The following is a 14607-nucleotide window of genomic DNA, read 5'->3' as shown; positions in this document are numbered from 1 at the left end:
TTTTTAGAAAACCTTTACCGGAGGTTTTCTATTTTTTTGCGTTCGGAGGATTTCGACCGATTTGTATAAAATGCGTGCATGTACGCTGGAAACGCTTGCAGGGATAATAAGAACACGCAGAATGGCAACGTTTACAAGGAGGCGCGAGATGAACAAAATCGCAAACAGACAACTAGCGAAGGAAATCCTAAAAAATAGATATTTGTATATCTTGCTCCTTCCGACCGTGCTCTATTACGTCATGTTTCATTATTATCCGATGTACGGAGTGCTCCTTGCCTTCAAGGAATACCACATCAGGGACGGAATTCTTGGCAGCCCTTGGACGGGATTGTCCAACTTCGAGCAGGTCGTCCACCAACCCGATTTCTGGCGCGCGTTCTATAATACCCTGATCATCAGCGTCGGGAGAATCGTGTTCGAATTTCCCGCGGCGATCATCGTCGCGCTTCTGATCAACGAAGTCGCCAAGGCGAAGCTGAAGCGGTTCTACCAAACCGTGTATACGTTCCCGCATTTTATCTCGTGGGTCATCATCAGCGGCATCATGCTTAACTTCTTGGGAGAGTCGGGCGTGTTGAACCAGATCATTGCGGCGATGGGCTTCGATAAGGTTACGTTCTTAACCGATCCGAGCCTGTTCCGGCCGATCGTGTTCTTGTCCAACATGTGGAAGGAAGTCGGCTGGAGCGCCATCATCTACCTGGCCGCGATCGCTTCGATCAACCCGGAATTGTATGAGGCCGCTTATGTGGACGGAGCAAACCGGTACCAGCAGATGAGGGCAATTACATGGCCGTCCATCCGCGGTACGGCGGCGATTCTGCTCATCCTTGCGGTAGGAAACACGATGAGCGTCGGCTTCGAGCAAATTTACAATCTTTACAATGCGGGCGTATATGAAACCGGGGATATTCTGGATACTTATATTTATCGAACCGGATTTACGGACGGAGCAAGCTTCGGGGTTACGACGGCCGTCGGATTGTTTAAAGCGGTCATAAATTGCACGTTGCTGTTCACCGCGAACTACACCGTCAAAAAATTAGGCGGGGAGGGACTGGTGTAATGGAGAACACGGAAACGCAAATCCGAGCGGACTCGTCCGCGGAACCGATGGCCAAACGGCGGGGCAAGCGAATAGGAATCGCGGATGTTATCATCCATTCCATTCTGATGCTAATGACCCTGTTCATGATCTTCCCTTTTTACAACGTCGTTCTTATGTCGTTCAGCAACACGGTGGCGATCTCGAAGCAAGCCGTTTACCTGATTCCCACCGTGCTGGACTTAAGCGCATACGATTACATCTTTCACGATTCCCGATTCTGGAACGCCTTCTACGTCACGTTGTTCGTGACATCGGTCGGAACCTTGGTGAATATGTTCGCAACCGTAACGGGTGCTTACGTCTTGTCCAAGAAAGGGTATCCGGGTAGAAACATCATCATGTCGGGCATTTTGTTCACTATTTTCTTCAGTGGAGGTTTGATTCCTCTTTATCTCGCGATGAAGGATATCCATCTGATCAACAAGCTGCTGGTCATGGTTCTGCCGGTTGCCATCAACACTTTCTACTTGATCATTTGCATTGCCTTCTTCAGAACGTTGCCCGCGGCGCTGGAGGAATCGGCCAAGATCGACGGCGCCAACGATATTCAGATTTTGTATAAGGTTATCCTGCCGATCGCCAAGCCGATGGTCGCCACCATAGCCCTTTTCTATGCGGTGGACCGCTGGAACGAATGGTGGTACGGCGTGCTGTTCATGACGGATACCAAATTCCTTCCGTTGCAGGCGTTGTTGCGCGAAATCTTGACGAACTTCTCCATGCTCCAAACCAACATCAACGCCAGCGCGGTGCTGACCAAAGGAATGCATCCGGAGATGCTGAAGATGGCGATACTCGTCGTCAGCACGTTGCCGATCGCCTGCTTGTACCCCTTCCTGCAGAAGTATTTCACGAAGGGCGTCATGATCGGCTCGATTAAAGGGTAGTAGAAGCGTTATGCTTTTATTATAAAAATACAGGGTAAGGGGATAAAACAGAATGAATAAAACAAAACGGTTTGCCCTACTTTGCTTGGTTACCGCACTGTTCGTCTCGATCATTGCAGGCTGCAGCGGCAAAGGATCGGAAAGCGAACCATCGTCGTCCGGAGGCTCTTCGGAGCCGGCGGCGTCCGCGACTTCTTCGGACGCGGCTTCGGCTTCGGCCAATCCGTTCGAAGAGCACATGGACATATCCGTCTCCTGGTGGGGAATCGGCGCGGCTTTCGAAGGACAGGACGAAATCATCCAGAAGCTGGAGAAGGACTTCAACATCACCTTTAAGGCCATGGATATCGGATGGGACAACTATAAAGAGAAATCCCAAGTATGGGCGGTTGCGGGTCAGCTTCCCGATATTATCACCCACAGCATCACGAACGATCAACCGGCCACTTATAACGAATGGATCAGCCAAGAACTCATTAAACCTCTTCCCGACGATTTGAGCGCTTATCCGAACGTTCAGAACGTGGCCAAAGCCGAAGACGTTCAAGGGCTATACCGCGACGGCAAGCTTTTCGCGATTCCGCGGATGACTTACCCGAACACCGATCTTTGGGCGATCGACCGCGCGATCTACGTGCGCAAAGACTGGATGGAGAAGCTGGGCATTAAAGATCCGACGAGCTTCGACGAATTCAAAGCTATGCTGAAAGCGTTCACGGAGCAGGACCCGGACGGCAACAACAAGAAGGACACGACGGGAATTACGATGAACACGATGGGTTACTTGAAAAACCTCTTTATACCCGCGTTCCCGCAGTTCGAGAACGGCGGTTGGGTCAAGGAAGACGGGAAATGGATTCCGTACTTCTCTTCCAAGCAAATGGACGGCGTCGTAACTCAGGCTCGTCAATTGTATGCGGAAGGCTTGCTTGACCAGGATTTCGCCGTTCAGAAAGCCGGAGAAGGCAATCAGAAGTTCTATCAGAACAAAGCAGGCGCGTTCGCCATTGCCGCGAGTTCGGTCGGCGGAGCTACCGGAGTCAAGGCGGAATGGGAGAAAAACAATCCGGGCGAAAACTTCTTCGACCACGTGAAGCTGTTGCATCTATGGCCGGCCGCGGACGGTACAGTGTATCGCCATACAACGATTTCCTGGTGGTCCGAAACGATGATCAACGCGGAAGTAGACGACAAGAAGCTGGATCGGATTTTACGGGTGTACGATTGGCTGCTTTCGCCGGCCGGCAAGGAAATGTTCGATTATGGAATCGAAGGCAAGGATTATACGAAAGACGGCGATAAAATTACGGTTACTCGCGAGAAGGACGAGAACGGCAACTTTGTCGACCTGAAGAAAAAATATCCGTCGATGGACGTCATCTCGCAGCTGGCGCAATGGAGAAACGCGAGCTCGATCGAAGACAGCGAATCGAACAGAGCGGCTCTTGGAGACGACGTCGTACAGTTCATTCAAGACGAATTGAAATGGCAAATGGATAACGCCAAACCGATTCCGACCGAATTCGGAATCTACACGATGTCCACTCCGGGCAACGATAAGATCCAATCGATCGATTTCGACGACGATTTCACCCGCTTGATCTTGGGCAAAGAAGATCCGGTCAAGCAATGGAAAGATATCGTTAAAGGCTACGACAGCAAAGGCTTGCAAGAAGCGATTACAGAAGTGAACGCGGAAATGACGAAGCAAGGCAAATAAACGAAAAAAGAAATGCTCCGCGCGAAATGGGAGACCACTGAAAATATGCACGTACATGAAAGGTACAGCCTCTCCATTTGGGGGTGGCTGTACTTTGTCACATACGGTCGAAATAAGCGTTCTTGGCTGAGCTTCAGCAAACTAACAACCGCCAAACGAACCAACCACAAAACCCTCTAGTAAGCATAAAAAGAATGGCTTCGGCAAACTAACCAATTTCCAACCCACCGTGTAAGCATAGAAAGTATGGCTACAGCTCGGAGTGGGTGCGTGGGTGGAGCTCTAAGCATAAAAAGTATGTTTACACTCGGGAGTGGGTTCGTTGGCGGCGCTCTAGCATAAAAAGTATGGCTACAGCTCGGAGTGGGCTAGTTTACGGAGCTCTAAGCATAAAAAGTATGGCAACAGCTCGGAGTGGGTTAGTTTACGGAGCTGTAACCATAAAAAGTATGGCTACAGCTCGGAGTAGGTTCGTTGGCGGCGCTCTAAGCATAGAAAGTATGGTTACAGCTCGGAATTGGTTAGTTTTCGGAGCTCTAAGCATAAAAAATATGGCTACAGCTTGGAGTGGGTGCGTTGGCGGAGCTCTAAGCATAAAAAGTATGGCTACAGCTCGGGAGTGGGTGCGTTGGCGGCGGGAAAGAGGAAGTATCCTCGGGTTAGAGTCATTCTTATCCAATAGCGATGTTTTTCAATGTAATTTTGAAGCACGTTCAAAGTTTAGGCTGGATAAAGATGGTTTTCATTGCTATTGTTCTAAGTTTGTTCTATTCCTTTCAAAAAATCGATTAATAGTGATGTTCTTCATCCTACTTGGATTCCAAAATGGCTCATAGGCTTTAATAATGATGATTATCATCTTACTTTACAAATGCAATCTACGATTTGGCAGAGGAAGCTGAACATGGTTGAACGTTCCCGTTCTTAGGTCAACGCGAAGAACGGGAGCTCAAATAGACCCGGGTATGAAGTCGCATCATCATCATCATCATTCTCGGGCTATTTTACAAGCAAAGAAGACGGTTATTCCAATTTCGGGGAATAACCGTCTTCTTTTTGAAGTACCGAACCGCACGCCGAACGCTTAAGCCAAAGAGGCAACGACGGCCCTCATGCGAACGGGGATCTCGACGCGAAGCTCGTCCCAGGAGACGAAATCGTCCGAAGCCCATTTATGCGGCACGTAGTCGAAGGTGGGTTGGAAGGAGAAGGAGCGTAGAAGCGTCTCCGCGCGGTCGTCGATATCGTCTCCCGATTTGAACTGCCCCTTGAACATCGACGGCTCCAATACTCCGTCGACTCCGGCTTCCTCTTGGCAGCAGGATTCTACGTTCGGCAGCAGACGGAAGACTTCCTCGAGCGGTGACATGGCATGCTTGCCGGGCTGTACGAATAGACGGACTCTTTTGTCCGCGGATAGGTTGCTGCGATCGCGCAGAAGTCCGATAAGGTAACGTCCGTGAAAGCTGACTTCGCAGGAGGCGATCTCTCCATCGTGGTCGACGTAAATCCATACATGCTCCAAGTCGTATACATGCTGAATGTCGTAATCCCAATAGATCGCATATTCGATGACCATTCGAATAGTATCCCGTTGAACGATAATGTTTCTATCGAACGAGAGCGAAGGAGCGGAAGCTTCGAATACCGTCACTCCGACGCGAATCGGCTTAAATGGCTCAAGACGATCCATATACAACAGCGGAGCTACGCGGAGAACGGTATCCCAGTACGGGTTTGCTTCTGACATAGGCATTAAAGATAAACCTCCATAAATTTAGGATTGATTTGAGGAGAGCTTCATTGTATGCTTTATTAAGCGCTTTACTAAATATTATATATAAAGATTATTACTATTGAAACAGAAAAATTGAAAAAGCGCTTAACTTAGCTTAGAGGAGGATACGATGATGAGCACAATCCGGTTAACGATGGCGCAGGCGTTGTTGAAATTCCTTGATAACCAGTACGTTTCGCTCGACGGCACCGAGACGAAATTCGTCGCGGGAGTGATGGGCATATTCGGTCACGGCAACGTGACAGGTATCGGAGAGGCGCTCGAGCGTAGCGCGGGAAGCTTAGTTTATGTGCAAGGGAAAAGCGAGCAAGGCATGACCCATGCCGCTGCCGCCTATGCCAAGCAGAAGAACCGCAGGCAGATCTACGCTTGCACGACGTCGATCGGTCCCGGTGCCTTGAACATGATAACGGCGGCGGGCACGGCTAACGTAAACCGAATTCCGTTGCTTCTGCTCCCGGGAGACAACTTCGCGTCGAGGCAGCCGGATCCTGTACTGCAGCAGCTCGAAGTTGGTAGCGATTACACGGTATCCGCTACGGACTGCTTCAAGCCGGTCAGCAAATATTGGGACAGGATCGTTCGGCCCGAACAATTGATGAGCGCGGCGCTGAACGCGATGAGAGTGCTGACGGATCCGGCCGAGACGGGCACGGTTACCTTGGCGCTCCCCCAAGACGTTCAAGCTGAAGCTTACGATTATCCGGAATCCTTCTTCGCGAAGCGCGTTCACGATATCGAACGGCGTTCGCCGGCCGCGTCTTCCCTTCATCGGGCAGTCGAATTGATTCGATCCAAGAAAAGACCTTTGATCATCGCGGGCGGCGGCGTTCATTACTCAGAAGCAACGGAGCAATTGAAAGCCTTCGCGGAACGCTTCGGAATTCCGGTTGCCGAGACGCAAGCAGGCAAAGGCGCGTTAGCCTGGAACCATCCTCTGAACGTCGGAGGAATCGGGGTAACGGGCGGGCTGGCAGCCAATAGATTGGCGAAATCGGCGGATTTGATCATCGGCGTCGGCACGCGATATTCCGATTTCACGACGGCGTCCAAGTCGGCGTTCATGCATCCTGAAGCGCAATTTCTAAATATCAACGCGAATAGCATGGATTCCGCGAAGCTTGAAGGGACGGCGTTGGCTTCGGACGCGAAGGAAGCATTGCTGGCATTGATTAAGGAATTGTCGGCGACAGGCTACTCCGGCGAATATTCGGAAGGCGAAATAACGGGATTGAAGTCGGAATGGGATGGAGAAGTAGATCGGCTCTATGCGCTGGAATGGGATGGCGGACTGGCCCAAACCCGTGCTCTCGGCGTCATTAACGAGACGATAGACGCCAGATCTGTCATTGTAGCCGCGGCGGGAAGCCTGCCGGGCGATCTTCAGCGCTTGTGGAGGGTATCCGATACGAAGGGCTACCACATGGAATACGGATTTTCCTGCATGGGATATGAAGTCAGCGGAGCTTTCGGCGCAGCGCTGGCCGAGCCGGATCGCGACGTGTACGCCATCGTCGGCGACGGAAGCTATTTAATGCTTCATTCCGAGTTGGTCACGAGCCTGCAAGAAAGAACGAAATTCACGGTATTGCTGTTCGATAACCACGGCTTTCAATGCATTCATAATTTACAAAGAGGTAATGGAAGCGATGGTTTCGGCAACGAGTTCCGCTATCGCGAGGCGGATACGGGCACATATTCGGGCGACACCTTGCCGATCGACTTCGCGGCTCATGCCCGGAGCCTGGGCGCAGCCGCCTATAAGGTCGGCACGGCGGAAGAGCTTCGACTCGCGCTATTGAAGGCGAAAGAGGAAACCCGGACGACCTTGATCGAAATTTCCGTCGTTCCGGGCACGAATACGGACGGATACGAATCGTGGTGGAACGTAGGCGTTCCCGCCGTTTCCTCGAGCGAGAAGGTTACCCAGGCGCATGCGGAGATGCAAAAACAACTGAGCAAGGCCAAAGCTTATTAGGGGGTTATCGTATTGCTGAATTTTCCTTTCTTGCTGGGCGCGCATCCGATCAACTGGGTCGGGGAAGACGTGAAAGAACACGGAGACGATACGACTTACGCGCAAATTTTAGACGATATGCAGGCTTTGGGCTTAAAAGGTACGGAAATGGGACGTAAATATCCCCCGGACATCGGCTTGCTCAAGGCGGAGCTTTCCAAACGGGGAATCGAGCTCGTCTCCCAGTGGAAATCCGTATTGTTTTCCGATCCCGCCTACCGCGAAAGCGAGCTGGCCGCCTATCTGGAGCACGTCAAGTTTCTGAAGGAAATGGGCAGCAAGGTCATCAGCACCTGCGAGGTAGGCGGTTCCTTGCATTTCGATCCGAGACGAACGCCTCATGAGCGGGAAGTCATTAGGCTGGACGAAGCCGGCTGGAGCAGTCTGGCCGAAGGATTGAACGCGGCCGGTCTGATCGCGAAGGAGTATGGGTTGAAGCTGACGTACCATCACCATGGCGGAACCGTAGTCGAAAGCCCTGAGGAAATCGACAAGCTGATGGAAATGACCGACCCCGATCTCGTATTCCTGCTGTTCGATTCCGGTCATGCCTTGTATGGCGGAGCCGATCCTCTGGACGTTCTGAAGAAGCATTACGACCGCATCGCTTACGTACATTTGAAAGACGTACGACGCGAGGAGCTTGAACAGGCGAGAGCGGCAGGATCGGATTTCGTTACCTGCATTCGCAACGGGGTGTTTACAGTGCCTGGGGATGGCTGCATTGATTTCGCGCCAATTATCGGAGAGCTTATCGAAAGAGATTATCGGGGATGGGCTATGCTCGAAGGGGAACAAGACCCGGCGGCGCACCCGCCTCGCGAGTATGCCGAGGAAGCCATCTCTTACTTGCGGTCGCTGATCGCGGATGCAGCAGGTGACGGCAAATGACGTATATTTCGTTTCCGACGGACAGAAAATTCGATTTCGCGGCGATCGGAAGATTGTGCATCGATCTGAACGCGAACGAGATCAACCGGCCGATGGAGCAGACGATGACTTTTACGAAGTACGTCGGCGGCTCTCCGGCCAATATCGCGATCGGCATGAGCAGGCTTGGCCTCAAGACGGCATTCATCGGGAAGATCGCGGATGATCAGATGGGCCGGTTTATTGAAGGCTATTTGCAAGATAAAGGAATCGATACGGAGAACGTTATCACGGATAAGACCGGTGCGGTAACGGGGCTAGCTTTTACCGAGATCAAGAGCCCGACCGAATGCAGCATCCTGATGTACCGGGATAACGTGGCGGATCTGAAGCTTAGTCCTCTCGAAGTAAACGAGGAGCTGATCGCCGCGAGCAAAATGCTGCTGATCTCGGGTACGGCGCTTGCTGCGAGTCCTTCCCGCGAAGCCGTCTTCCTGGCGGTGGATTACGCCCGCAAGCACGGAACCGTAGTCGCTTTCGACATCGATTACCGCCCTTATACTTGGAAGTCCGCCGAGGAAACGGCCACGTATTACAATCTGGCCGCCGAGAAAAGCGATATTATCATAGGCACTCGGGAAGAGTTCGACAGCATGGAACGGTTCGAGAACAATCCGAAGCGAATCGATCGCTATACGGCCGATAAATGGTTGAATCATTCCGCTAGCATAGTCATTATCAAGCATGGCAAAGAGGGCTCCATCGCTTATACGAAGGATGGATCCGAGCACCGGGCGAAGTCGTATCCGGCTAAGGTCATAAAGACCTTCGGTGCCGGAGACTCCTATGCGGCAGGCTTCCTATATGGAGTATTCTCCGGGTGGACGATCGAGAAAAGCATGGAATACGGCAGCGCCGCGGCCTGCATCGTCATATCGAGCCATAGCTGCTCCGATGCGATGCCGACCGTCGCGCAAGTCGAGGGTTATATCGAACGCTGCGAACGCGGCGAAATCACGGCAGGCTAATTAGGGAAAAGAGGGAACAGGATGACAACGACATTGAAAAACTGGATCGGCGGACAATGGGTCGCCGCGGCTACCGAACAATTCGAGAACGTCTATAATCCCGCGACGGAGGAAATTCTGGCATCGGTTCCGCTATCCACGCAAGCGGACGTCGATCTGGCGGTGGAAACCGCCAAGAAAGCGTTCGAGGGCTGGAGTCGCACGCCGGTTCCGCGCAGGGCGCGCATCTTGTTCAAATACCAGCAGCTTCTGGTGGAAAATTGGGATGAGCTCGCGAAGCTCGTTACGCTCGAGAACGGCAAAAGCTTCGGAGAAGCCCACGGGGAAGTATTGCGGGGCATCGAATGCGTCGAGTTCGCCGCGGGGGCCCCTTCGCTCATGATGGGCAAGCAATTGCCCGACATCGCAACGAACATCGAATCGGGGATGTACCGGTATCCGATCGGCGTCATAGGGGGGATCACTCCTTTCAACTTCCCGATGATGGTGCCTTGCTGGATGTTCCCTCTTGCGATCGCTTGCGGAAACACGTTCGTGTTGAAGCCGTCGGAGCGTACGCCGCTTCTGGCTAACCGGCTCGCGGAGCTGTTTCACGAAGCGGGATTACCTGCGGGCGTGCTCAATCTCGTGCATGGCGCTCGCGATGTCGTGAACGGCATTCTTACTCATCCTAAGGTGCAGGCCGTGTCTTTCGTTGGTTCGCAGCCCGTCGCCGAGTACGTGTATAAGACGGCCACGGCGAACGGCAAGCGGGTTCAAGCGCTGGCAGGAGCCAAAAATCACTCCATTGTACTGCCCGACGCGGATCTCGATCTTACGGTCAAGGAAATCGTGAACGCGGCATTCGGTTCCGCTGGCGAGCGCTGCATGGCTTGCGCCGTCGTCATCGCCGTAGGCGAGGTGGGCGACGAGCTTGTGAAGAGATTGTCCGAAGCCGCGGATAGCCTGACGATCGGCAATGGCTTGGAGAAAGGAACTTTCCTCGGTCCGGTTATTCGAGCCTCGCATAAGGAACGGACCCTTGGTTATATCGAATCCGGGGAAGCGGAAGGCGGAGTGCTGGTACGCGACGGGCGGAAGGATCCTGCATCCTCGGCTGAAGGCTACTTCGTGGGACCTACCCTTTTCGACAAAGTAAGCAGCGAAATGAAAATTTGGAAGGACGAAATCTTCGCGCCGGTTCTCTCGGTGATGAGAGCCGATACGTTGGAGGAAGCCATCGCGATCGCGAACGGCTCGGATTTTGCCAACGGGGCTTGTCTCTTCACCAGCAACGGCAGCAGCGTTCGCCAATTCAGGGAAACGATCGATGCCGGCATGCTGGGCATTAATCTCGGGGTTCCCGCTCCGATGGCCTTCTTCCCGTTCTCGGGCTGGAAGAAATCGTTCTACGGCGATTTACATGCGAACGGCACGGACGGCGTCGAGTTCTATACCCGCAAAAAAATGGTGACAGCTCGCTGGTAATAAGCGGCGGAAAGAGGGACTATGAACAAGTTAATCAAAATCGGAATTATCGGCGCGGGACGAATCGGCAAAATTCACGCCGACAACATGCGAAGAATTCCCCATCTCGAAATCGTAGCCGTCAGCGATCTGTACGCCGGCGACGAATTGCGCGAATGGGCAAAGGCTAGAGGAATTGCGACCGTTACGCAGGATAGCGAAGACCTTCTAGCGAATCCGGACATCGACGCGGTTTTCATTTGCTCCTCCACGGATACGCACGTCCCTTTGATTAAACGGGCTGCTCAGCAAGGCAAGCACATCTTCTGCGAGAAGCCGATCAGCATGGACATACGGCAGACCGAAGAAGCGTTAGAGGCCGTCCGTAAAGCGGGCGTACAGCTTCAGGTCGGGTTCAATCGGCGGTTCGACCACAATTTCAAGCGTATACGCGAGCATGTCGCGGCAGGAGCGATCGGCGAGGCGCAAGTCGTCAAGATTACATCTCGCGACCCGTCGCCGCCGCCCGCCGACTACATCAAGGTTTCGGGCGGCATCTTCCTCGACATGATGATCCACGATTTCGATATGGCGAGATTCCTGTCCGGCTACGAAGTCGAAGAAGTGTACGCGCAAGGCAGCGTGTTGGTGGATCCGGTGTTCGCGGAGCATGGTGACGTGGATACGGCGGTCGTGACGCTTCGCTTCGAGAACGGAGCGATCGGGGTCATCGATTGCAGCCGCAAGGCGGTATACGGCTACGATCAACGCGCCGAGGTGTTCGGCTCCAAAGGCTCAGTAGCGGTCGTCAACGATTTCCCTAGCTCCGCCGTACTCAGCACCGAAAGCGGAGTATGGAGCGACAAGCCGCTGCATTTCTTTCTGGAACGGTATAACCAAGCCTACATCGAAGAGACCGAGTTGTTCATTGATTGCTTGTTGAACGGCAAGCCCGTGTCGGTGGACGGGCAGGACGGAAGGCAAGCGGAGCGAATCGCCTTGGCTGCGCAGCTGTCCCATAAGCTGAAACGTCCGGTTAAACTAGCCGAGATCGAGGAATTAAGGGAAAGGGTGTGAGACGGATGCCTCAATTCACCGTAAGCCCTCGGAACGAGCCTTCTCAGAATGGTCTGTTGATGTCGATTACGCCGGAATCCGCAGGCTGGAGCTACGTCGGTTTCGAGGTTTACCGTCTGGAAGCCGGTCAGAAGCTTAAGCAAGCGACCGGCGAGCAGGAGGTCTGCTTGGTTCTATTAAGCGGCAAGGCCGACGTAACGACCGAAGATCAATCGTGGTCGAACATCGGAAGCCGAATGAACGTATTCGAGCAGACGCCGCCTTATTCGGTATACGTCCCGAACGATAACAGCTTCGAGGTAGAAGCGACTACGGTGCTGGAGTTGGCGGTATGCAAAGCGCCAGGACGAGGCAATCATGCTTCGCGATTGATCGCTCCCGGAGAAGTCGGCGTCGAGGTTCGCGGCAGCGGAAATACGCAACGTTATATTCATAACATCTTGCCGGAGCAAGAGCCCGCGGACAGTCTGCTCGTCGTCGAGGTATTCACGCCGGAGGGCCACTGGTCCAGCTATCCTCCCCACAAGCATGACAGAGACGCGCTTCCCGACGAATCGTTGCTAGAAGAAACTTACTATTTTCGCGTTCAGCCCGACCAAGGGTTCGCTATTCAACGGGTGTATACCGACGACCGAACGCTGGACGAGACTTTTGCCGTTACGGACGGACAAGCCGTACTCGTGCCGAAGGGATACCATCCCGTTTCCGCGCCTCCCGGCTACCAGGTTTATTATTTGAACGTGATGGCGGGTCCGACTCGGAAGTGGAAATTCCATAACGATCCGGCCCATGAGTGGATAGCGGGAAAACCCCGGCCGGAGTAAGTTTTCGAGGGGTTCGGACGTATTGCAATGGAGTATGGAAAAACGGATAATGATCGGAGAAGGTTAATGTACGTTTTCCATTTTCTATCCGACTATTAATGGGGTTAACGATGAAAGCTACAACGATCTACGATGTCGCCAAGGAAGCGGGCGTTTCCATCGCATCCGTATCCAACGCGATCAACGGCAAAGGAAATATCGGCAAGAAAAAACGAGACGAAATATTCAAGGTCATGGAGCGTCTGCAGTATCAACCGAGCGTGATCGCTTCCGCTTTGATGGGCAAGAAGACGTTTACGCTGGGGCTGCTTATTCCCGATGTCTCCAATCCCTTCTTCGCGGAAATCGCGAGGTCCGTCGAGGATCTGGCGCATCATGCGGGATACAGCGTCATCGTATGCAGCACGGATAACCAAGACGAACGCGTCGAGAAATACATCCGGTTGCTGGAGCAGAAAAGCGTCGACGGAATCATGATCGGTACGGGCGTCGAGAATACGGAGATTTTGCTGCAGCTGGCGGAGAAGTCCGTTCCGATCATCATGATCGCCAGGGAGGTTTCCTCCATGCCGGTTCATAGCGTGCTGACGGACGATTTCAAGGGCGGAACCCTCGCGGCGGAGCACTTGCTTCAATTGGGCCATCGGCGGCTGGCGGTGTTGTCGGAAAATTTCAAGGTCAGCAGCAGCGTCGAGAGGGTCAGAGGCTTCAAATTCGCGTTGTTCGAAGCGGGCGTGGCGATCGAGCCGGAGGACGTCGTCTCTTGCGTATCCACGATCAGGGACGGCCGAAGAGCGGCGGAAGAGCTCATCCGGCGAGACGACGGACCGACCGCGCTGTTCTGCTGCAACGACTTGCTCGCTATCGGAGCGCTTCAAGCGGCCAAGGAAGCGGGAGTTCGGGTTCCGGAAGAGCTATCGGTCATCGGCTTCGATAATACGATCCTTTCTACCGTGACGAATCCGATGCTGACGACGATCGCGCAACCGATGGAGCAGATGGTGAAGCTGGCGTTCGATCTATTGGTCGGCCAGTCCGAGCGGGAAGACGCCATCAAGCAACGAATCGTCATGCAGCCCGAATTGATCGTTCGGGAATCGACGGGGAAGCCTCAGTAAATGAGAGCTAGAAGAACGATGAATACCATCCTACTTACCTTGATTCAATATATGGAGGCGACGTTATGAGCGAGAAGAAGCTGATCGTTTTCTTGGATAGCGGAGATACGATCGTTAACGAAGAGACGGAAATACGGGACGCGGAAGGCATCGTAATTAGCGCGGGGCTTATTCCAGGCTCCGATGTCATGGTAAAAACCCTCTACGAAAGAGGATATACGCTAGTGCTGGTCGCGGACGGCGACGCGCAATCGTTCAAGAACGTGTTCAACCAACACGGACTCTACGACTATTTCACGGCTATGATCTATTCGGAAAATATTAAAGCTACCAAGCCGAATCCGCGGATGTTCAAAGCGGCGGCAGGAGCTATCGAGCTGACCGAGCAGGATTACTCCCGGATCGTCATGGTCGGCAACAACTTGAGCCGCGATATTAAAGGCGCGAACGCGCTCGGTATCACAAGCGTGTTCCTAAGCTGGACTTCACGATATCCCCATACCCCTGCCGATGACAGCGAACGTCCCGTTCATACGATACGCGAACCGCTGGACTTGCTGGAATTGGTAGATCGGCTTAACGAAAGCTTGTTAGAGGTGTCTTGAAGCTAGGAAAGCCATGGTTATAAGAAAAGGCGGTTCAGGAGTTCGTTCCTGTGCCGCCTTTTTTATGATTATAGGAATGAAAGTTTTCAAAAGCTTAATGTAATGT

Annotated in this window: 12 protein-coding genes; 11 read left to right on the top strand and 1 reads right to left on the bottom strand. The window is 53.0% G+C overall.

All coding sequences use genetic code 11. The features are described from left to right. Positions 1 to 148: 148 nt before the first annotated feature. Genes DFP95_RS10350 through DFP95_RS10340 form a run of 3 tightly spaced genes read left to right on the top strand, consistent with a single transcriptional unit; the run spans position 149 to position 3718 of the window. Complete coding sequence (locus tag DFP95_RS10350; protein WP_115992536.1) at positions 149 to 1069, top strand: ABC transporter permease; 921 nt, start codon at positions 149 to 151, stop codon at positions 1067 to 1069. Further along, the gene (locus DFP95_RS10345; RefSeq protein WP_115992535.1) at positions 1069 to 1998 is read left to right on the top strand and encodes a carbohydrate ABC transporter permease; all 930 of its coding nucleotides are present in this window, start codon (positions 1069 to 1071) and stop codon (positions 1996 to 1998) included. The genes DFP95_RS10350 and DFP95_RS10345 overlap by 1 nt, the downstream gene beginning before the upstream one ends. Positions 1999 to 2050: 52 nt before the next feature. Further along, on the top strand, positions 2051 to 3718 hold the full coding sequence (locus tag DFP95_RS10340; RefSeq protein WP_115992534.1) for a type 2 periplasmic-binding domain-containing protein: 1668 nt from the start codon (positions 2051 to 2053) through the stop codon (positions 3716 to 3718). 1084 nt (positions 3719 to 4802) lie between these two features. Here the strand turns inward: DFP95_RS10340 and DFP95_RS10335 are convergent. Further along, entirely contained in the window at positions 4803 to 5474 is a 672-nt protein-coding gene (locus tag DFP95_RS10335; protein ID WP_245987516.1) for a hypothetical protein, read from the bottom strand. A 154-nt stretch (positions 5475 to 5628) separates the two neighbouring features. Here DFP95_RS10335 and iolD point away from each other — a divergent pair, with 154 nt between their 5' ends. From iolD to DFP95_RS10295, 8 genes are all read left to right on the top strand, one after another. After that, a complete protein-coding gene (gene iolD, locus DFP95_RS10330) occupies positions 5629 to 7494 on the top strand; it encodes a 3D-(3,5/4)-trihydroxycyclohexane-1,2-dione acylhydrolase (decyclizing) (protein ID WP_115992533.1) in 1866 nt (621 codons plus the stop codon). Positions 7495 to 7506: 12 nt separating this feature from the next. After that, positions 7507 to 8424, top strand: a complete 918-nt coding sequence (iolE, locus tag DFP95_RS10325; RefSeq protein WP_115992532.1) for a myo-inosose-2 dehydratase — start codon at positions 7507 to 7509, stop codon at positions 8422 to 8424. Then, a complete protein-coding gene (gene iolC, locus DFP95_RS10320; RefSeq protein ID WP_115992531.1) occupies positions 8421 to 9431 on the top strand; it encodes a 5-dehydro-2-deoxygluconokinase in 1011 nt (336 codons plus the stop codon). The genes iolE and iolC overlap by 4 nt, the downstream gene beginning before the upstream one ends. A gap of 21 nt (positions 9432 to 9452) precedes the next feature. Then, on the top strand, positions 9453 to 10898 hold the full coding sequence (locus DFP95_RS10315; protein ID WP_115992530.1) for a CoA-acylating methylmalonate-semialdehyde dehydrogenase: 1446 nt from the start codon (positions 9453 to 9455) through the stop codon (positions 10896 to 10898). A gap of 21 nt (positions 10899 to 10919) precedes the next feature. Beyond that, positions 10920 to 11954 carry an inositol 2-dehydrogenase gene (gene iolG / locus DFP95_RS10310; protein ID WP_115992529.1) on the top strand — a complete coding sequence of 345 codons (1035 nt, stop codon included), beginning with the start codon at positions 10920 to 10922 and terminating at the stop codon, positions 11952 to 11954. Positions 11955 to 11959: 5 nt separating this feature from the next. After that, on the top strand, positions 11960 to 12778 hold the full coding sequence (iolB, locus tag DFP95_RS10305; RefSeq protein WP_115992528.1) for a 5-deoxy-glucuronate isomerase: 819 nt from the start codon (positions 11960 to 11962) through the stop codon (positions 12776 to 12778). A gap of 110 nt (positions 12779 to 12888) precedes the next feature. Beyond that, positions 12889 to 13896 (top strand): LacI family DNA-binding transcriptional regulator, encoded by a 1008-nt coding sequence (locus tag DFP95_RS10300; RefSeq protein WP_115992527.1) that lies wholly within the window; start codon positions 12889 to 12891, stop codon positions 13894 to 13896. Between the two features lie 65 nt (positions 13897 to 13961). Further along, a complete protein-coding gene (locus DFP95_RS10295; RefSeq protein ID WP_115992526.1) occupies positions 13962 to 14501 on the top strand; it encodes an HAD family hydrolase in 540 nt (179 codons plus the stop codon). The last annotated feature ends 106 nt before the right edge of the window (positions 14502 to 14607 follow it).

This window comes from Cohnella lupini (assembly GCF_003386205.1).
GTDB classification, from domain to species: Bacteria; Bacillota; Bacilli; order Paenibacillales; family Paenibacillaceae; genus Cohnella; species Cohnella lupini.
Note: the sequence above shows the minus strand (reverse complement) of the source record. Positions and strands in the feature narration are given on the sequence as shown.

Coding starts and splice junctions, on each gene's coding strand:
- DFP95_RS10300 (WP_115992527.1), top strand. CDS start 12,889: ATGAAAGCTACAACGATCTACGATGTCGCCAAGGAAGCGGGCGTTTCC.
- iolG (WP_115992529.1), top strand. CDS start 10,920: ATGAACAAGTTAATCAAAATCGGAATTATCGGCGCGGGACGAATCGGC.
- DFP95_RS10350 (WP_115992536.1), top strand. CDS start 149: ATGAACAAAATCGCAAACAGACAACTAGCGAAGGAAATCCTAAAAAAT.
- DFP95_RS10345 (WP_115992535.1), top strand. CDS start 1,069: ATGGAGAACACGGAAACGCAAATCCGAGCGGACTCGTCCGCGGAACCG.
- iolD (WP_115992533.1), top strand. CDS start 5,629: ATGAGCACAATCCGGTTAACGATGGCGCAGGCGTTGTTGAAATTCCTT.
- DFP95_RS10335 (WP_245987516.1), bottom strand. CDS start 5,474: ATGCCTATGTCAGAAGCAAACCCGTACTGGGATACCGTTCTCCGCGTA.
- DFP95_RS10340 (WP_115992534.1), top strand. CDS start 2,051: ATGAATAAAACAAAACGGTTTGCCCTACTTTGCTTGGTTACCGCACTG.
- iolB (WP_115992528.1), top strand. CDS start 11,960: ATGCCTCAATTCACCGTAAGCCCTCGGAACGAGCCTTCTCAGAATGGT.
- DFP95_RS10295 (WP_115992526.1), top strand. CDS start 13,962: ATGAGCGAGAAGAAGCTGATCGTTTTCTTGGATAGCGGAGATACGATC.
- DFP95_RS10315 (WP_115992530.1), top strand. CDS start 9,453: ATGACAACGACATTGAAAAACTGGATCGGCGGACAATGGGTCGCCGCG.
- iolC (WP_115992531.1), top strand. CDS start 8,421: ATGACGTATATTTCGTTTCCGACGGACAGAAAATTCGATTTCGCGGCG.